This is a genomic window from Streptomyces pyxinae, from assembly GCF_024756275.1.
GTDB classification, from domain to species: Bacteria; Actinomycetota; Actinomycetes; order Streptomycetales; family Streptomycetaceae; genus Streptomyces; species Streptomyces pyxinae.
Map to the genome: position 1 here is coordinate 19258 of NZ_JANUGQ010000012.1, position 18348 is coordinate 37605.

An 18348-nucleotide genomic window follows, 5' to 3' on the forward strand; every position below is an offset into this window, starting at 1 on the left:
CCGGTGCTCGGACATGGCTCGTGGCCTTTCTCGAATCGGACCGCGCCGAGCGGCCCGGACTGCCCGGGAGGCCGACTCGTTATTGCACGATTCCCCACCGGGACACGGCAGGCGGCGCCGAAGTCGGCGCGGGAATCAGGCATTTCACGCTCACGGGTGATCGCGGCGGCGCTCCGTGTTTCCCCATCCTTTGGAGTGCAGGTCGCCGTGCCGCCGTTCCCGCTCGCCTCCGGACCGGACCGGGAGACCTACCATCGCGGTCTCCGCGCTCGTCCGCCCCATGACACACCACTTCAAGGAGCTGTGCCCCATGTCCGTCCTGGTGACCGGCGCGACCGGCTTTCTCGGCTGCCGCCTTCTGCGCGAACTCCTGGCCGACGGCTCGGGGGAGGCGATCACCGTGCTGGGGCGGGGCACGGCGGCGGACCTCCGGGCGCGCGTCGAGGGCGTCGTCGGCCGGACGGCCGGGCCCGCGCTCCCCCGGCGGCCATGGACCGGGTGCGCTGCGTCAGCGGCGACCTGGACGAACCCGCCCTGGGCCTCTCCCCCCGGGACCGCGCCACGGCCCTCGACGGGCTCACCACGGTCTGGCACGGCGCCGCGCGCCTGGCCCTGGAGGGCGACCCGGCCCCCCTCCATGTCACCAACGTGCTGGGGGTCCGCCGGGTCCTGGGACTGCTCGACGAGGCACCCGGCGCCCAACTGGCGCACATCAGCACCGCGTTCGTCGCGGGCCGGCGCGACCACGGCCGGATCGCCGAGGAGGACCTCCGCGAGGCCGACGGCTTCATGACGTACTACGAGGAATCCAAGTACACCGCCGAGCGGCTGGTACGGGCGTGGGCGGGGGCGACCGGCCGTACCGCGACCGTGCTGCGGCCGAGCCTGCTGGTGGCGGACCGGAGCACGCCCGCCGGTCTTCCCGGCCAACCGCTCGACGTCCTCTCCAGGACCATCGACGACATGCTGCGTGCCAAGGCGGGCACCGCCAGGGTGGCCGACCGCCTGCTGGCCCGTACCCACCGCAGCGGTCACGTGCTGCGTCTGCGCCTCACCGGGGACCCCGACGCCACCATCAACATGCTGCAAGTGGACTACGCCGCACGTGCCATGGTGAGGGCGGTCCACGCGCGGGCCGGTTCGTCCGGTCTGCGCACCCTGCACGTGACCCACCCGGTGGACACCGGCCTCAAGGTCGCGTTCGCGGCCCTGGCATCCCGTTACCCCGGGCTCCGGCTCACCCTGGAGCCGTCCGTCCCCGACCCCAACCGCTACGAGGCCGCGATCCAGCAGCACATCGCGCCGCTGCTGCGGTTCGCCACGCACCGCCGCACCTACGACCGCGCCAACCTGCTGTCGCTCGTCGGTGATCTCCCGGGGCCGGAACCGATCGACCAGGACTACCTGACGCGCACGTTCGCCTATGAGGCCGTGAGAGAGCGGCTTCCCTCGCTCGCGGCACAGCCGGCCGGATGAGCACCGGAACCGGCGCTCCGGGCGCCCCCGGCTCCGGCGCCACGGGCCCGCCGGACGGCCCCAAGCCACCACGGTCCGTCCCGGCGGCCCCGTCCGGGCCCGGGGCCGGTCGGCCGCCCGGCGGGGATCACCAGGTGCTGATCGTCGGCGCGGGCCTGGCCGGACTCGGTGCCGCCATCCGTCTCCAACAGGCCGGAATCCGGGACTTCGTCGTCCTGGAACGATCCGACGACATCGGCGGCACCTGGCGTGACAACCGCTATCCGGGCGCCGCCTGTGACGTGCCCGGACTCCTGTACGCCTACTCCTTCGGCCCCGCCCCGCGGTGGAGTTCGACGCCACCGGCCGCCGAGGAGATCCTTCATCATCTGCGGGAGTGCGCGGACGGACTCCGGCTCGGTGCGCGTCTCCGCCTGAACTGCGAAGTGCTGGAGGCCCGCTGGAGTGACGAGGTGGGACTCTGGTACGTCCAGGCGTCCGGCTTCCGGTGTCGCGCCCGGCATCTGATCGTCGCCACCGGATTCCTCGACCGCCCCCACGTCCCGGGCATCCCCGGTCTCGACACCTTCGGCGGCGACGCCTTCCACACCTCGCGCTGGGTCGGCGGCTGGGACCCGGCGGGGAAACATGTCGCGGTCATCGGGACCGGAGCCTCGGCCGTCCAGTGCGTTCCCCCGCTCGCGGCGCGGGCCGCGTCGCTCACCGTCTACCAGCGCACCCCTCCCTGGGTGCTGCCCCGCCTGGGGCGCCGGGTGCGGCCGGCCGAGGCCGCCCTGTACCGGCGGTTCCCCCGGCTGCGCCGGCTGGCCAGGACGGCCGTCTACTGGTATCGCGAGAGCTGGGTGCTCGGCTTCACTGGACCGCTCCGGCGGATCCTCGGCCCCGGGCTGGAAGCCCTCGCGCACCTCCACCGCCGCCGTCAGGTGGCCGACCGGGCCCTGCGCCGTCGTCTGACACCGGACTACCGCTTCGGCTGCAAGCGCGTGGTGCTGTCCAACGACTACTACCCCGCGCTCCAGCGGTCCGGCGTCGAACTGGTCACCGATCCCGTCGACCACATCACCGCGGGAGCGATCGTCACCCGCGACGGCAGCACCCGGGCGGCCGATCTGATCGTCTTCGGCACGGGGTTCACGGCCGGCCGGCCGGCCGTCGCGGAGCGGATCACCGGCCGTGCCGGCCGGCGCCTGGCGGAGACCTGGCGTCCCGGGATGTCGGCACACCACAACGTCATGGTGGCCGGCTTCCCCAACCTGTTCCTGCTGCTCGGCCCCAACAGCGGCCTCGGGCACTCCTCGTTGACGCTGATGCTGGAGGCCCAGCTCGGCTATGTGACGAGCTGCCTGGCGCACCTCGAACGTCACGGCCTCGCCGAGGTCGAGGTGCTGCCCGGTACCCAGCACGCCCATGCCGACCGGGTCCGCCGGCGCATGCGGCACACCGTCTGGGAGTCCGGCGGCTGCGACAGCTGGTACCTGGACGGCGAACACGGCCACAACACGGCCCTGTGGCCGGGCTCGGTGGCGAGTTACCGGGCCCGGACACGGAGCTTCCGCGCGGACGGGCACCGCGTACGGCCCCTGGACACCTGAGCGCCGGGAGCGCCCCGGAGCGGGCATCGGCGCCCTGGCTCCTGAGCGGCCCGGGAGCGGCCGGCGCCCTGGCTCAGGACGTGAAGCGGACCGATCCGCGGCCGGTGAGGCTCCGCAGCCCGGACTTGGCGCACCGGGTGACGTCACTGGTGGGGGTGGCGCTGCCGGAGACCCGGGCGCCGGAGAGCGTGCCCCGGACGACCTCGCCGGTCAGCAGGGCGTCACCCGGGTTGCGGCTGGTCAGCTTGGAACCGGACGGCCGGACGGTGGAGGTGCCGATCCGGCGCCCGTTCCCGTCGTACCACCTGACGGACATCTCCCCGCTGATACCGCTCGTCTCGGAGCAACTGGCGCGCCCCGAACCACGGAGGGTGGCCATGCCGCTGCGCACGCGCCGGTGCGTACCGTCGGGCGAGGAACAGCCGGTGAAGGACAGCTCGCCCGCGAGCTTGACGGTGCGCGGGGTGAGGCCCAGCGCGGGACTGAGCGTGATCGGGTGTCCGGCGGGCGTGGCGGCCCGGCAGGCGAGGCTGCGGCCTCCGGCCTGGGCGCGCGGGGCGGCGGCACCGCCGGCGGTCGTCGTCGCGGCCAGGAGGGTGGCGGTGACGAGCACGGCCACCGCGGCGGACCGGGCGGTCCACGAGGAGAACGGCGCGCGGGAGGTACGAGGAGAGACGGCCATGAGGTTCCTTTCCAGGGACGGACGAAGCGGTGTTCGGCGGGCGGCGGAGCGGTGGCCGGCGGGCGGCGGGCGGCGGAGCGGTGATCAGGGAGCAGCGGTACGGTCGCGGACCCCGGTCGCGGGTGCGCGCTCGCGGGGGGCCGGTACGCCGGTGCCCCGAGGGGAGACCGGGGGCAGGACCCGCGCCAGTGGAGGCGGCAGCCACCAGTTGCGGTGGCCCAGCAGACGCATGAGCGAGGGGACCAGCACCATACGGACGACGGTGGCGTCCAGGAAGACGGCGACGGCGACGGCGAAGCCCTCCTGTCGCAACTCGCTGCGGCCGCTGGCCATCAGGCCCAGGAAGACGACGGACATGACGGCTGCCGCCAGGGTGACCGGCCGGGCCGTGTGCCGCAGTCCGTGGGCGACCGCGGCACGGTTGTCCCCGCCGGAGCGGTAGTGCTCGGCGATGCGATGGACCAGGAAGACCTCGTAGTCCATGGACAGGCCGAAGACAATGGTCACCGCCAACAGGGGGACGATGACGTTGACTTCGCCGTTTCCTCCCAGGTGCCCGGCGGTGAGCCCGAGCAGCCCCAGGGCGGCCCCCACGGTCAGCAGGTTCATCGCGATGGCCTTGAGCGGGATCAGCAGACTCCGGAAGAGGACCAGCAGCAGGAGGAAGGTGCCCGCCAGGACGATGGCGGCGACCCGCCACACGGCGGCGACCACGCTGCTCCTGAGGTCTGTCAGCGTGGCGGCGGGACCGCCGGTCAGCACCGGCTGCCGGTCCGGCAGCAGACCGGGGGCGGCGGCGCGGATGTGCCGTGCCAGAGCGGCTGCCGTGGCGCTGTCGGCGGGGAAGCGCTCCCCCACTTCCACGAGGGTGAGGTCCTTCCCGTTGTCCATGGCGGTGACCAGGGCGACCCGGGGGTCCGCCCGCAGGGCGTCCAGCAGGGCCTCCGTGTCGACCGGGCCGTCCTCCGGCGGGTGCGGCAGGGCGATCAGGGTGACGCCGGCGATGCCGTCCGCCTCCATCCGGGCCAGGCCCCGGCCGGTGTCGCTCGCGGCGACGCTGCCCCGGTCCACATGCATGCCGAGGCGCAGGCCGGCGACCGGCGCCGTGGCCAGCAGCAGCGCCGTCGTGACACCGAGCAGGTACGGCCACGGGCGCCGCATCAGGTGGTGGGCCCAGCGCACCCAGAGGGACCCGGCCCCCCGGCTCGTCCGGCGGCGCAGCGAACCGGCGTCCAGCCAGGGGTCGAGGCGCGGCAGGACGGCGGGCAACAAGGTGAGTGCCCCGGCCAGTGTCACCAGGGTGGTGATCAGGGCGGTGAGGCCGATACCGCGCGCCACCGGCACGGGAACCGTCAGCAGTGCCGAAGCGGTGACGAGGACGGCCGCGCCGCACCAGAGGACCGAACGGCCCGCGGTGGCCATCGCCCGGGCCATCGCCTCCCCGGGCGGCTCCCCGCGCTCCCGGGACTGCCGGTACCGCATGAGGATCAGCAGCGCGTAGTCCAGCCCGAGCCCCAGCCCGACCGTGGTGGCCACCGCGAGCATGACGGTGTCGACGGGCCGTACCGGCCCGAGCACCGCCAGTGTTCCCACGCTCACCGCGATGCCGGCCCCGGCCACCAGCAGGGGCACCAGCGCCGCGCCGAGTGAGCCCATGCCGACCGCGAGCACCAGGGCCGCCACCGGTACCGTGAAGCATTCGATCGTCCGCAGTTCACGCAGGTCCGAACGGGCCAGCTCGGTGAAGACGGGCGTCACTCCGGTCAGCGAGACCGTCACGCGCCCCCGTGAGGCCGACTCGGCCGCGTGCCGGGCCGCGTCGGCCACCCGGGGCAACGCCGCTTGACGCTCTCCCTGACCGCCCGGCATGCCCAGGAGCAGGTAGGCGTGACGAGAGCCCGGGCGTGTCTCCCCGGGGAGCGGTACGACCTCCCCCGCTCCGGGCTCCTCGTCCAGTTCCCGGACCGTCGCCGCCATCGCCCGCTGGTACGCCTCGTCCTCCACCCGCAGGGACGACGAGGTGAAGGCCAGCATCATCTGCTCGGTCCCCAGCCCCGGCATCCCACGGGCCACCAGGGCGGCGGCCCGCTGGGATTCGGAGCCGGGGACGGTCAGGGCGGGGGCACCGAAACTCTCCGGCCGCATGAACGCGAACGCGCACGACGCCACCACCAGAGCGGCCCACAACGCCATGATCAGCCGGCCCCGGCCCACCGCTGTGCGGGTGAGCCGGTCCGTCGCGCCGTCCCACCGGGACCCGCTGAACTTCTCGGCGGAGACCCCCGCCGGGCCATCGGCCACCAGTTCCTGCCTTTCGGCTCCTGGGAATCGACGGCCTCGGCGAAACCACCGGCACACCGTCCATCCTCTCCGCATGAACACGAAGAGTCATGATGCGAGTGCATGAAGCTACCATGGCCGGTGGCGCTCTCCCGCCCGGCCCGCCCGACCGCCTCGCGTCGTCCGGCGATTCGCGCGGCACGGGCCGCCCGACGGCTCACGTCGTCCGACAGCTCACGTCGTCCGACAGCCCGCGCGGCGCGGGGCGCGCCGCGCCCGGGCCGTCACGCCTGGCGGCTGGCGAGCTGGACCAGGGTGATGTCGGAGGGGGCGCCGACGCGGACGGGCGGACCCCAGGCGCCGGCGCCCCGGCTGACGTAGAGCTGGGTGTCGCCGTAGCGTTCCAGCCCGGCGACGGTGGGATTGGCCAGCTCGGCCAGGTAGTTGCCGGGCCAGAGCTGGCCGCCGTGGGTGTGGCCGGAGAGCTGGAGGTCCACCCCGTGGCGTACGGCCTCGTCGATGACGATCGGCTGGTGGGCGAGGAGCACGGCGGTGCGGGCACGGTCCCGGTCGCCCAGAGCGGCGGCGAAGTCGGGCCCCTGGCCCTCGGACTCGCCGGCCACGTCGTTGACCCCGGCCAGATCGAAGCCGGGCAGCTCGACGCGCTGGTTCTCCAGGGGGCGCAGGCCCAGCTCACGGACGTGGTCCACCCACTGGGCGGCACCGGAGAAGTACTCGTGGTTGCCGGTGACGAAGAAGCTGCCGTGCCGGGCCTCCAGCCGGGCCAGGGGTTCGGCGGCCGGACCCAGGTCGGCCACGCTGCCGTCGACCAGGTCACCGACGACGGCCACCAGGTCGGGCTGGGCGCCGTTGATGGTGTCCACGATCCGCTGGGTGTGGGCCCGGCCCAGGATCGGCCCCAGGTGGATGTCGCTGACCACGGCGATCCGGTAGCCGTGCGCCGCGCGCGGGAGCTTGGCCAGCGGTACGGTGATCCGCTTGAGGCGGGGACCGCGCAGGACACCATGGGCGCCGTGGGCGACCGTGCCCACGGCGGCGGCCGCCGCCGTGCCGCCGACGATGCGGGAGACGAAGAGGCGGCGGGAGACGGGGCCGTTGCGCCGGGGGACGTCGGCCGGGCCGGCCCCGCTGGCCGAGCCGGCCGCACCGGGCGAACCGGCTGCCGGGCCGACCGCCGGGTCGGGGGCCGTCCCGGCGGAGGCCGTCCGGACGGGCGCGGGCCGGGCGGGGGGCGGGGTGGGCCGGGCGTCCGGGGCGACGGCCTCCGCGGCCTCCGGGGCAGCGGCCTCAGCAGCGGGCGCGGCCTCCGGCTCAGGGGCGTCGGTGGCGGGCGGGGCCGCCGAACCTGACGGGGCCACTGGGATGGGCGGGGCCTCCGGGCCGGGGGCCTCCGGGGCAGCGGCCTCAGCAGCGGGCGCGGCCTCCGGCTCAGGGGCGTCGGTGGCGGGCGGGGCCCCAGCTCCGGAGGCGGCGGGGAGGAGGCGGAGGAGCAGGGGGCGGACGGCCTCGCCCACGAGCAGGGCCAGCACCAGGTAGAGCAGCAGGGCGAGCCAGAGGTAGCCGGGCCAGGCGAGTATCCGCTCCAGCCAGAAGGGGGCACCCGCGCGGCCCGCGACCAGGGCGCCGACCGAGAGCAGGGGGAGCAGGACCAGGACCCCGGCGCCGATCCGGCGCACGGCGCCACCCGGGCGGGTCACATCGCGGACCAGCCTGCGCCAGACGTACCAGTGCACCGCGCCGAGCAGGGCGAGGACGACCACCATGACCACCAGGACGACCAGCACGGCCGGCTCCTCCCTGCCCCTCTGAACTGCCCGCTCTGAATGATCGAAAGCTGATCGATTGTGGTCGGTGACGACCGAAGGTGATGGTTCTTGGTGCGCCTACTGACCGGCTAATCGGCTATTCGCCGGTTTTTTCCCGGCGCGACGCGCGGACGGCACGCAACCCGATGACCCCGATCACCGTCCCCAGAACAAAGGACGTGATGGCGAGCAGCAGATGCACCCAGAAGTAGGCGGTCGGGTCACCGGCGTCGTCGAAGGCGAGCCCGCTCCCGTCGTTCCAGAGGTTTTTGACGAAAGTGATCCAGATGAACCAGCTCCACACCCCGAATGCGAGCAGGAACCAGGAGGCGGAGCGGCTGAGCTTCATGGAGCCAGTATCGCCGTCCCGCCGTCCGGGGTTCCTGCGGGGTGGGGTGCCGGTCTCGGTGACCGGTAAAGGTACGTTTCCGACCGTGTCCGTACTGAAAAAGACCGCAGCGGTGATCGCCGCTGCCGCCGTGCTGCCCCTCGCGGTCGCCGTCCCCGCGTCGGCCGCCCCGGGTCCAGGGAAGGACCCGGCCAAGGAGGAGCGCCAGCCGAAGCCGCCAGCCGTCATGTCCACGGTCGGCGGATCACTGCTGGGCCGGGCGGGCACCCAGGTGAACCTGGCGCCGGGCGTCCCGGTGCTGCCCAAGCAGGTGACCGGGCGCTCCTGGATCGTCGCGGACGCCGAGAGCGGAGACGTACTCGCCTCGCACAACGCGCACTGGCGGCTGCCCCCGGCGTCCACCCTGAAGATGCTCTTCGCGGACACCGTGCTGCCCCGGCTGCCCAAGACCCAGGTGCACACGGTCACCCCGCAGGACCTGACCGGGCTCGGGGAGGGCTCCAGCCTGGTCGGGGTGAAGGAGAAGCAGAGCTACAGCGTCCACGATCTGTGGCTGGGCGTCTTCCTGCGCTCCGGGAACGACGCGGTGCATGTGCTCTCCGCCATGAACGGCGGCGTCCCCAAGACGGTGCGGGACATGAACGCCCGCGCCGACGAGCTCCAGGCGCTGGACACCCATGTGGTCTCGCCGGACGGGTACGACGCCGAGGGCCAGGTCTCGTCCGCGTACGACCTCACCCTGATCGCCCGCAGCGGCATGCAGAACCAGGACTTCCGGGAGTACTGCTCCACCGCCCGCGCGCAGTTCCCGGGCGAGAAGAAGCCGGGCAAGAAGCGCGAGACGTTCGAGATCGCCAACACCAACCGGCTGCTCACCGGTGACTTCGGGATAGCTCCGTACCAGGGCATGGCGGGCGTCAAGAACGGCAACACCACCCACGCGGGCGCGACCTTCACCGGGGTGGCCGAGCGGAACGGCCGGGTGCTGCTGGTCACGGTGATGAACCCGTCCCCGAAGGAGAGCCACGCCGTCTACATGGAGGCCCAGCGGCTGCTGGACTGGGGCTTCGCGGCCTCCGGCAAGGTGAAGCCGGTCGGGGAACTGGTGGCGCCGAAGTCCGCCGGTACGGGATCGGGTGACGGCTCCGGTACGGCCGAGGGGACCGGCCCCGGCGGCGGGGGCGACCACGCGGCCGGGCACCACGACGCGGTCGCCCCGGGCGGTTCCACCGGTGTGGGTACGGCGCTGGGAGTGACCGGCGGGGTGCTGGCGGTGCTGGCAGGCGGGATCTTCCTGGTCAACAAGCGCTGGCCACTCCCCCACCTGGCCCGCAAGCTGCCGCGCAAGTAGCGGGGTGCCACCGGCCCCGCCCGGCCCACGCGGGGCCGGGCGGGAGGCGGAAGGAACCGGGCCTGCGGGTGGCCGCTGTCAGCCCGGCCGGCCGGTGCCGCCGCCCTTCCGCGAGGGCCCTTGCACATCCGGTCCTGCGTCCGGTCCTGCGGGCGTTCCAGCAGGTGTTCCAGCGGGTGTTCCGGCGGGGGATTCGGAAGGCGTCCCGGCGGACGTCTCCGCCTTGGAGCGGGTGGCGGTCCAGGCGGCGCAGTAGAGCAGCAGCTTGGCGGTGAAATTGATCCACAGCAGCAGGGCGACCGGCACCCCGAAGGCGCCATACATGGACTTCGCCGCCACGCCCTTCATATAGCCGCCGAGCAGCAGCTTCAGCAGTTCGAAGCCGATGGCGCCGACCACCCCGGCGACGATCAGCCGGCGGCGCGGCGGATGGACGCCGGGCAGCAGGGTGAGCAGATAGAGCAGGATCAGGAAGTTGGCCAGCGCGCCGACGACCACCCCGGCGACCTGGAGCAGCACCCCGCCGGCGCCGCCCTCCGGGATGCCGAGCCGCTCGGCGGTCCAGCCCACGGCGGTGGCGCCGAGCCCGGAGGCGGCCATCGAGGCGAGCCCGGTGGCGCCCAGTCCCAGCAGGATCCCGGCGTCCTTGGCCTTGCGGACGACCGGGTTGCCCTCGTCCACGTCGTCCAGCTCCCAGACCGCCCGCAGGCAGTCGCGCATCGAGCCGACCCAGCCGACACCGGTGAAGAGCAGCGCGGCGCCACCGATCAGCCCGATGGTCCCGGCGTTGTCCACCAGCGCTCCGATGTCGAGCTGTTCGGAGATGCCCGGCACCTGTTCACCGATCTTGTCCTCCAGGCTCTTCACCCGGTCCGGGCTGAGCAGCGCGGCGCCCGCCGCGGCGGCGACCGTGATCAGCGGGAAGAGGGCGAGGAAACTCAGGAAGGTGATCGCGGCCGCCAGCCGGGTCCAGTGGACCCGGTCGAGGGTCTCGTACGAACGCCAGGCGTGCGTACGCATCAGGCGCGCCAGCCAGGGGCCGACGACGGGAAGCTTGGTGAGCCAGTCCATGGTGGTGCCCCTACCCTCGTGAGCCGCCGAAGACCAAGGTTCTCGTCCCCCAGAACCGCAGACCGGTGGCGAGGACCATGCCGACGCCGAGCCCCGAGACCGCGTCGGCGCGCGGGGAGGTGAGCCCGAGCCCGTAGTGCGAGAGGGCCAGACAGCCGAGCTGGACCGCCGCGCCGGCCGCGTTGACGGCGAAGAAGGCGCCGTAGCGGAGGAGATGGCGGGTGGGAGCGAGAGCGGGGCCGGGGACGCCGTTGCCGCTGTCGTCAATGCCGCTGCCGTCACCGCCGTTGTCACTGCTGTCACCGCCGTCGCCGCCGTTCCCGCCGTCGCCCCGGGTTTCGCGCCGGTACGGGCCGAGCGCGTTGCCCAGGTACGCGACGGTGCAGCCGGCCAGGAAGGCGAGGGCCTTCGCGGTCAGCGGGTCCTGGCCCAGTGAGCCGCGCAGCCAGAGGAAGAGGGCCAGATCGGCGGCGTACGCGGCGAGCCCGGCGGTCAGGAAGCCGGCCAGCTCGGTGGCGCGTGCCGCACGGGGAGCGGTCCACGGAGCCCGTCCGGCCCCTGCGGCCCCCGCGATACGGAGGCCCCGTGCGGCGCGGAGAGCCCGTACGGCACGGAGGCTCCCTCCGGCGCGGAGAGCCCGTACGGTACGGAGGCCCCGGCCGGCACGGAGGGCGGCGAGCCTCACAGGTCCGCCACCGCCATCCCGTACATGGCCAGCCAGACCAGTCCGATGACGGCGAGCGGGCGGTCCCGGAGCACCACGTCCTCGGGGGCGCCGGCCGTGCCCCGGTCGGCGAAGACCGCGTACCGCAGGACGGCGAGGATGAAGGCGATCATGGAGAGCTGGCGCCAGGGCAGCAGCGAGCCATTGGCGGTGCCGCCGCTCTCCAGCGCCCAGAGGCAGTAGCCGAGCACGGCCACCCCGGCGGCGAGCTGCCAGACGAACCGCAGATAGCCGGTGGTGTACTCGGTGAGCAGCGCCCGGGTGGCGCCGCCCCGGCCGGCCATCTGGACCGCCTCCGAGTAGCGCTTGGCCGAGACCATGAAGAGCGCGCCGAAGCCGGTGGTGATGAGGAACCAGCGGGAGAGCGGGATGGCGAGGGCGATCCCGCCGATCATCGCCCGGAGCAGGAAGCCGGTGGTCACTACGGCCAGATCCACGACGAGGATGTGCTTCAGCCGTACGCAGTAGGCGAGTTGCATCACCAGGTACGCGGTGAGGAGCGCGGCGGTCAGGGTGTTGCAGAGGACGGCGGCCCCGGCCACCGAACCGGTCGCGAGGGTGGCCCCGGTGCCGTACGCCACCGGGAGCGGGACCTCTCCGGCGGCCACCGGGCGGCGGCACTTGACCGGGTGGGCGCGGTCGGCCTCGGCGTCCACGGCGTCGTTGACCAGGTAGACGGCCGCCGCCGCGGCGGTGAACAGCACGAAGACCAGCGCCAGTTGGAGGGCCGTGTGCCGGGAGCCCAACTGGCCGGCGGCGGCGGGCGCGGCGGCCACCAGGAGGTTCTTCACCCACTGGCGGGGCCGCGCGGTGCGCAGCAGCCCGGGCAGCAGGCCGCCCGCCCCGGCCGCCCGCCGCGCGGGCCGGGACGGCTCCAGTACGGCGGTGCGCTCGGTCATGCCCCGCCCCGGGTGCGCCGGCAGCCGCAGGGGGTGGAGCCCCCGTCCTCACCGGGCCCGCAGGGCGCGGCGGCGCCGCAGCCACGGGAGACGGCGACGGGCCCGATGGGCAGCACGGGGAGCAGCGGGCGGGCGGGGCCCGGGGCAGGGCCTTCGGCGGGAGCGGAGTCCGGGGCGGGACCCGTCACGGGGGCGAAGTCCGGGGCGGGGCCCTCGGCGGGGTCCTCGGACGCGGGGGCCGTGACGGAGACGGGATCCGTGCCGGAGGCGCCGGGGGCGGGATCCGTGCCGGAGGCGCCGGGGGCGGGGCCGTCCTCCGTGGTGGCCGCCCGGCCGGGCGCCCCGGTCGTCGTGGGTGCCGTGCCCGTCCCGGACGCCCGGCCGGGACCCCCGGCCGTCGTGGTCACCCGGCCGGGCGTCCCGACCGCCGTCCCGGTGGCCGTCCCGCCCCGGAGCCGGTGGCGGCCGGCGGTGGCGGTGAGGGCGCCCAGCAGGGCGCCGGCCGCCACATCGGCCGGGTGGTGGACGCCCACCACCAGACGGGAGAGGCACATCGCGGCGGCGGCCGGCCGCAGGAGCCGCCGCACCGCCGGGCCGCCCAGCGCGCCGAAGGTCACGGCGGCGGCGGTCGCCGAGGCGGCGTGCGAGCTCGGGAACGCGTACCGCCCGGCCGTGGAGACCAGCGGCCGCACCGGACCGGCCGGGCGGGCCCGGCGGACCAGGTGCTTCAGGCCGCTGCTGGTCAGCTGGGTGGCGGCGACCAGGGCCGTACCGCGCAGCCAGGCGCCGCGCCGGTCCCGGTCGGCCAGCGCCCCCGCGCAGCCGGCCGCCAGCCAGAGCGCCGCGTGCTCGCCCCCGTACGACAGTGCCCGCGCGGACGCCACCACCCCCGGGATGCGCCGCCCCCGGCCCTGCGCCACGGCGAGCAGCCACCGGTCGGCACCGGCCAACCGCCGGGCCCAGCCGCTCGTCCGATCGACACCGCGCATCCGCCGCCCCTCTCCTCGGTGCTCCAGGGCGACTCTGACCCGGGGCCCGGCGGACGGCACGGCAATCTTTTTATGACACTCGTTTAATCACCCATTCCGGCGAGTCGGCCATCAAAGCCGGTAAAGGGACGTATGCGGCGATACGGTCGCCCCCATGTCCGCCGACACCACCACCGGACCCGCCCCCCTGCCGCACCGCGCCGAAGGCGCCCCCACCGACGGCCCCCCGGCTGACGGCCTCTCGCCCGACGGTTCCTCCCCCGGCGGCCCCAGCGCTGACGGTTCCTCGACCGCTGGTTCCTCCCCCGACGGCCCCACCGTCAACGGCTCTCCCACCGACGGATCGCCCGCTGACGGGTCGCCCGCCGGGGCCGATCCGCTGTCCGCCGATCACCGGTCCGCCGACCCCCAGGAGGGCGACTGGCTGCCGGTCACCGGCTGGGGGCGGACGGCGCCCACCGTCGCCCGGGTGCTGCGGCCCCGGGACCGGGACGAGCTGGTGGCGGCCGTCCGGGACCGCGCCGCGCCGGGAGCCGGGCGGGGGTTCATCGCCCGGGGGCTCGGCCGGGCGTACGGCGACGCCGCGCAGAACGCCGGCGGCACGGTCCTGGATCTGACCGGGCTCGCCCGGGTGAGGTCGCTCGACGCCCGCGCCGGCCGGGTCGTCTGCGAGGCGGGCACCAGTCTGCACCGGCTGACGCGGATGCTGCTGCCGCTCGGCTGGTTCGTCCCGGTGACCCCCGGCACCCGCCAGGTGACCGTCGGCGGGGCGATCGCCGCCGACATCCACGGCAAGAACCACCATGTCTCCGGCTCCTTCGGCCGCCATCTGGACGCCTTCGAGCTGCTCACCGCCGACGGCGGCATCCGGACCGTACGGCCCGGCAGCGACCTCTTCGACGCCACCACCGGGGGCATGGGGCTCACCGGGGCGGTCCTCTCCGCCACCCTGCGGCTGCTGCCGGTCGAGACCTCGCTGATGCGGGTGGACACCGAGCGGGCCCGGGACCTGGACGATCTGATGGCCCGGCTCACCGCCACCGACCACCACTACCGCTACTCGGTCGCCTGGATCGACCTGCTGGCGCGCGGCGCCGCCACCGGCCGGGCCGTCCTCACCCGGGGCGACCACGCCCCACTCGACGCCCTCCCCCGCCGCGCCCGCCGCGCCCCGCTGGCCTTCCGCCCCGGTGCCCCGCTGCCGGCCGCCCCCCGCTTCCTCCCGGACGGGCTGCTCAACCGGACGACGGTGGGCGCCTTCAACGAGCTCTGGTACCGCCGGGCGCCCCGCCGCCGCACCGGCGCGCTCCAGCGGCTCGGCTCCTTCTTCCACCCGCTGGACGGCCTGCCGCACTGGAACCGGGTCTACGGGCGCGGCGGCTTCGTGCAGTACCAGTTCGTCGTCCCGTACGGCCGGGAGGAGACCCTGCGCCGGGTGGTGCGCCGGATCGCGCGCCGGGGCTGCCCCTCGTTCCTGGCGGTGCTGAAGCGGTTCGGGGAGAGCGACCCCGGCTGGCTGTCGTTCCCGCGCCCGGGCTGGACGCTGGCGCTCGACGTCCCGGCCGGGCTGCCGGGCCTCGGCGCCTTCCTGGACGAGCTGGACGAGGAGGTGGCCGGGGCGGGCGGCCGGGTCTACCTGGCCAAGGACGCCCGGCTGCGGCCCGAGCTGCTGGCCGCGATGTACCCCCGGCTGGCCGACTTCCGGGCGCTGCGCGCCGAGCTGGACCCGCACGCCGTCTTCGCCTCGGACCTGGCCCGCCGGCTGGGGATCTGAGCCCGCCGCCCGCCGGGGCGGTACGGGACCGGGCCGGAGCGGTACGGGGTCCCGGCCGGGTCCCGTACCCCCGCCCGCTCGCCGCGCCCCACGCCCGGTCCCGTACCCCCGCCCGCTCGCCGTGCCCCACGCCCGGTCCCGCACCCCACGCCCGCTCGCCGTGCCCCTCACGCCTCAGGAGTGACCCGTCATGAAGGACGCCTTCGGCTCGCCCCAGTCCCTGCTGCTGCTCGGCGGCACCTCCGGGATCGGTCTGGCCACCGCCCGCCGGCTGATCGCCCGCCGGGTGCGCACGGTCTGGCTGGCCGGGCGGCCTTCGCCCGCGCTGGAGGCGGCGGCCGTCTCGCTGCGGGAGCTGGGCGCGGACGCCCGTACCGTCCCCTTCGACGCCCTGGAGCCGGAGGGCCACGAGGCGGCGCTCGGCAAGGTGTTCGCGGAGGGGGACGTCGATCTGGTGCTGCTGGCGTTCGGGGTGCTGGGTGACCAGAGCCAGGACGAGACGGACCCGCTCGCGGCCGTACGGGTCGCCCAGACCAACTACACCGGGGCGGTCTCGGCCGGGCTGATCTGCGCCCGGGAGCTCCAGGCCCAGGGGCACGGCTCGCTGGTGGTGCTCTCCTCGGTGGCCGGCGAGCGCGCCCGCCGGGCCAACTTCATCTACGGCTCCAGCAAGGCCGGGCTCGACGCCTTCACCCAGGGCCTGGGGGACGCGCTGTACGGGACCGGGGTGCATGTCATGGTCGTCCGGCCCGGTTTCGTCCGCACCCGGATGACGGCCGGGCTGACCGAGGCGCCGCTCGCCACCGAGCCGGAGGCGGTGGCCGAGGCGATCGAGCGGGGGCTGCTGCGGCGCTCGGAGACGGTCTGGGTGCCGGGGGCGCTGCGGCTGGTGATGTCGGCGCTGCGGCACGCGCCGCGCCCGCTCTTCCGCCGGCTGCCGATGTAGAGCCCGCCGGGGGCGGGAGCCGGCGCCGGAGCGGCGGTGGGCCGGTCAGTGGTGGGCCGGGGTCAGTGGTGGGCCGGTCAGTGGTGGGCCGGTCAGTGGTGGGCCGGGGTCAGTGGTGGGTGGGGGCCGGGGCGTCGATGGGGGCGCCGCCCTGGGCGGGGACGCCCTTGACCGGGCGGTTGCCGCCGAACTCGTACTCCCGCAGCTTGCGCCAGACCCCGTCGGCGCCCTGCTCGTGGAGGGCGAAGCAGCCGACGGTCCACTCGGCCTCGAACCCGGCCAGCTCCTCGTACGCGCGGTCCATCCCCTCCTCGGAGATGCCGTGCGCCACCGTGACATGGGGGTGGTACGGGAACTGGAGCTCCCGCACCAGTGGCCCGGAGGCGTCCCGGATCCGCTGCTGGAGCCAGGAGCAGGCGGAGGTGCCCTCCACCACCTGGACGAAGACCACCGGGGAGAGCGGCCGGAACGTCCCCGTACCGCTGAGCCGCATGGGGAACGCCCTGCCCTCCGAGGCGACCCGGGCGAGGTGCGCCTCGATGGCGGGCAGCCGGTTCCGCTCGGTCTCCGTCGGCGGCAGCAGGGTGATGTGCGAGGGGATGCCGTGCGCGGCGGGATCCCCGAAGTCCGCGCGCCGCTTCTGGAGCAGGCTGCCGTAGGGCTCCGGGACCGCGATCGAAACGCCGAGCGTTACGGTCCCCACGTCAATCTCCTCACATCACGGTTCGGGCGGGCGGACGGATCGGGTGCGTCGGGTGGTGCGGGCGGGGCGGCAGGTCGTCCGGGCCGGGTGGCCGGGGTGGCCGGCTGACCGGGGTGGCCGGGTGGCCGGGGTGGTCTCGCCCGGACGGTCCGCCTGGGGTGGTCCGCCGTCCGGGGTGGCCCACCCCGGACGGGGCCGGGGTGCTCAGTGCTTGGCGGGCAGGAAACCCACCTTCTCGTACGCCTGGGCGAGCGACTCGGCGGCGACGGCGCGCGCCTTCTCGGCTCCCTTGGCCAGGATGGAGTCCAGCGTCTCGGGGTCGTCCAAGTATCCCTGGGTGCGGTCCCGGAACGGTGTGACGAAGTCCACCATGACCTCGGCCAGATCGGTCTTGAGGGCGCCGTACATCTTGCCCTCGTACGCCTGCTCCAGATCGGCGACCGGGGAGCCGGTGAGGGTGGACATGATCGTCAGCAGGTTGCTGACGCCGGGCTTGTTCGCGGCGTCGTAGCGGATCACCGTATCGGTGTCGGTGACCGCGCTCTTCACCTTCTTGGCGGTTGCCTTCGGCTCGTCCAGCAGGTTGATCAGCCCCTTCGGAGTGGAGGCCGACTTGCTCATCTTGACCGCCGGGTCCTGGAGGTCGTAGATCTTCGCCGTCTCCTTGAGGATGTACGGCGCCGGGACCGTGAACGTCTCACCGAAGCGGGCGTTGAACCGCTCCGCGAGGTCGCGGGTGAGCTCGATGTGCTGGCGCTGGTCCTCGCCCACCGGGACCTGTTCGGCCTGGTAGAGCAGGATGTCCGCGACCTGGAGGACCGGGTAGGTGAAGAGGCCGACGGTGGTCCGGTCGGCGCCCTGCTTGGCGGACTTGTCCTTGAACTGGGTCATCCGGGACGCCTCGCCGAAGCCGGTGAGGCAGTTCATGACCCAGGCGAGCTGGGCGTGCTCGGGGACATGGCTCTGGACGAAGAGCGTGCAGCGGTCCGGGTCGAGCCCGGCGGCGAGGAGCTGGGCTGCGGCGAGCCGGGTGTTGGCGCGCAGCACGCCGGGCTCCTGCGGCACGGTGATCGCGTGCAGGTCCACGACCATGTAGAAGGCGTCGTGGGTCTCCTGGAGCGCGACCCACTGACGGACCGCGCCGAGGTAGTTGCCGAGGTGGAACGAGCCGGCGGTCGGCTGGATTCCGGAGAGCACACGGGGACGATCAGAAGCCATGCCGTTCATTCTCTCAGGTGCCGCCCTCGGTTCGGGAGCCGATGGGCCGGGGGTGCGGGCGCGGGGCCCGAATGAGACGAGGACCACAGTGCCCCGCGGCTCGCTCCCCCGCCGCGCCGGGGGCTCACGACCGGCGTCCACGGGCCGTACGGGGAGCGCACGGGCGGCACGCGCGGGCGGCGCGGGGGCGGTTCGGGGGCGCGGGGGCGGTTCGGGGGGCGGGAGGGGGACGCGCGGGGGCGGCGCGGGGCGGGGCCGAGGGACGGCGGGGGCAGATGGCGTTGTCCGGCGGGGCGCCGGAATGTTGCCCGTCGGTCCCGGGCCGCCGTCCCGGCGGGGCCCGGCAGGGTTCGGGAGCTCGTCCTGGCAGGGCCCGGGCCGGGCCCGGGCGGCGGCCCCGGCGAAGGTTCGGGAGGCCCGGGCGGCGGTCCCGGCAGGGTTCGGGAGTCCCGGGGGCTCGTCGGGGGG

General features: G+C 74.7%; 15 protein-coding genes and 1 pseudogene. 6 read left to right on the plus strand and 10 right to left on the minus strand.

Features of this window, described 5'->3' with window-relative positions; all coding sequences use genetic code 11:
- Positions 1–310: 310 nt before the first annotated feature.
- The 3 genes and pseudogenes from NX801_RS31005 to NX801_RS15535 form a co-directional block, all read left to right on the plus strand.
- Positions 311–385 (plus strand): annotated as a pseudogene (locus NX801_RS31005) (SDR family oxidoreductase); the annotation flags it as partial.
- A 104-nt stretch (positions 386–489) separates the two neighbouring features.
- Positions 490–1476 carry an SDR family oxidoreductase gene (locus NX801_RS15530; protein WP_258788311.1) on the plus strand — a complete coding sequence of 329 codons (987 nt, stop codon included), beginning with the start codon at positions 490–492 and terminating at the stop codon, positions 1474–1476.
- Positions 1477–1610: 134 nt separating this feature from the next.
- Positions 1611–3068, plus strand: coding sequence for a flavin-containing monooxygenase (locus NX801_RS15535; protein ID WP_258788313.1), 1458 nt, complete (start codon positions 1611–1613; stop codon positions 3066–3068).
- Between the two features lie 73 nt (positions 3069–3141).
- Here NX801_RS15535 and NX801_RS15540 read toward each other — a convergent pair whose 3' ends face one another.
- The 4 genes from NX801_RS15540 to NX801_RS15555 all read right to left on the minus strand — a co-directional run bounded on the left by NX801_RS15540 (position 3142) and on the right by NX801_RS15555 (position 8205).
- Positions 3142–3750, minus strand: a complete 609-nt coding sequence (locus NX801_RS15540; RefSeq protein ID WP_258788315.1) for a hypothetical protein — start codon at positions 3748–3750, stop codon at positions 3142–3144.
- 84 nt (positions 3751–3834) lie between these two features.
- Positions 3835–6051, minus strand: coding sequence for an MMPL family transporter (locus NX801_RS15545; RefSeq protein ID WP_258788317.1), 2217 nt, complete (start codon positions 6049–6051; stop codon positions 3835–3837).
- Positions 6052–6314: 263 nt separating this feature from the next.
- Positions 6315–7814: a metallophosphoesterase gene (locus tag NX801_RS15550; protein WP_258788459.1), complete on the minus strand. Its 1500-nt coding sequence runs from the start codon at positions 7812–7814 to the stop codon at positions 6315–6317.
- Between the two features lie 139 nt (positions 7815–7953).
- Positions 7954–8205: an SCO4848 family membrane protein gene (locus tag NX801_RS15555; RefSeq protein WP_258788318.1), complete on the minus strand. Its 252-nt coding sequence runs from the start codon at positions 8203–8205 to the stop codon at positions 7954–7956.
- Positions 8206–8290: 85 nt separating this feature from the next.
- Between NX801_RS15555 and NX801_RS15560 the strand changes: the two genes are divergently transcribed.
- Positions 8291–9556: a D-alanyl-D-alanine carboxypeptidase family protein gene (locus tag NX801_RS15560; RefSeq protein ID WP_258788319.1), complete on the plus strand. Its 1266-nt coding sequence runs from the start codon at positions 8291–8293 to the stop codon at positions 9554–9556.
- A gap of 78 nt (positions 9557–9634) precedes the next feature.
- On the opposite strand, the gene NX801_RS15565 is transcribed toward NX801_RS15560, so the two are convergent.
- The 4 genes from NX801_RS15565 to NX801_RS31010 all read right to left on the minus strand — a co-directional run bounded on the left by NX801_RS15565 (position 9635) and on the right by NX801_RS31010 (position 13239).
- Positions 9635–10627, minus strand: a complete 993-nt coding sequence (locus NX801_RS15565) for a YihY/virulence factor BrkB family protein (protein ID WP_258788320.1) — start codon at positions 10625–10627, stop codon at positions 9635–9637.
- A gap of 10 nt (positions 10628–10637) precedes the next feature.
- A complete protein-coding gene (locus NX801_RS15570) occupies positions 10638–11201 on the minus strand; it encodes a GtrA family protein (RefSeq protein ID WP_428986159.1) in 564 nt (187 codons plus the stop codon).
- Between the two features lie 107 nt (positions 11202–11308).
- Complete coding sequence (locus NX801_RS15575; protein WP_258788322.1) at positions 11309–12250, minus strand: decaprenyl-phosphate phosphoribosyltransferase; 942 nt, start codon at positions 12248–12250, stop codon at positions 11309–11311.
- Positions 12247–13239, minus strand: a complete 993-nt coding sequence (locus NX801_RS31010; RefSeq protein WP_428986152.1) for a phosphatase PAP2 family protein — start codon at positions 13237–13239, stop codon at positions 12247–12249. Before NX801_RS31010 ends, NX801_RS15575 begins: the two co-directional genes overlap by 4 nt.
- Positions 13240–13393: 154 nt before the next feature.
- Here NX801_RS31010 and dprE1 point away from each other — a divergent pair, with 154 nt between their 5' ends.
- Both dprE1 and dprE2 read left to right on the plus strand, forming a co-directional pair.
- Positions 13394–15013 carry a decaprenylphosphoryl-beta-D-ribose oxidase gene (gene dprE1 / locus NX801_RS15585; RefSeq protein WP_258788323.1) on the plus strand — a complete coding sequence of 540 codons (1620 nt, stop codon included), beginning with the start codon at positions 13394–13396 and terminating at the stop codon, positions 15011–15013.
- Between the two features lie 190 nt (positions 15014–15203).
- Positions 15204–15959 (plus strand): decaprenylphospho-beta-D-erythro-pentofuranosid-2-ulose 2-reductase, encoded by a 756-nt coding sequence (gene dprE2, locus NX801_RS15590; RefSeq protein ID WP_258788325.1) that lies wholly within the window; start codon positions 15204–15206, stop codon positions 15957–15959.
- Between the two features lie 109 nt (positions 15960–16068).
- Here dprE2 and NX801_RS15595 read toward each other — a convergent pair whose 3' ends face one another.
- Together NX801_RS15595 and trpS are read right to left on the minus strand one after the other, a co-directional pair.
- Positions 16069–16662 (minus strand): 2'-5' RNA ligase family protein, encoded by a 594-nt coding sequence (locus tag NX801_RS15595; protein WP_258788326.1) that lies wholly within the window; start codon positions 16660–16662, stop codon positions 16069–16071.
- A gap of 204 nt (positions 16663–16866) precedes the next feature.
- Positions 16867–17880, minus strand: coding sequence for a tryptophan--tRNA ligase (gene trpS, locus NX801_RS15600; RefSeq protein WP_258788327.1), 1014 nt, complete (start codon positions 17878–17880; stop codon positions 16867–16869).
- Positions 17881–18348: the final 468 nt, after the last annotated feature.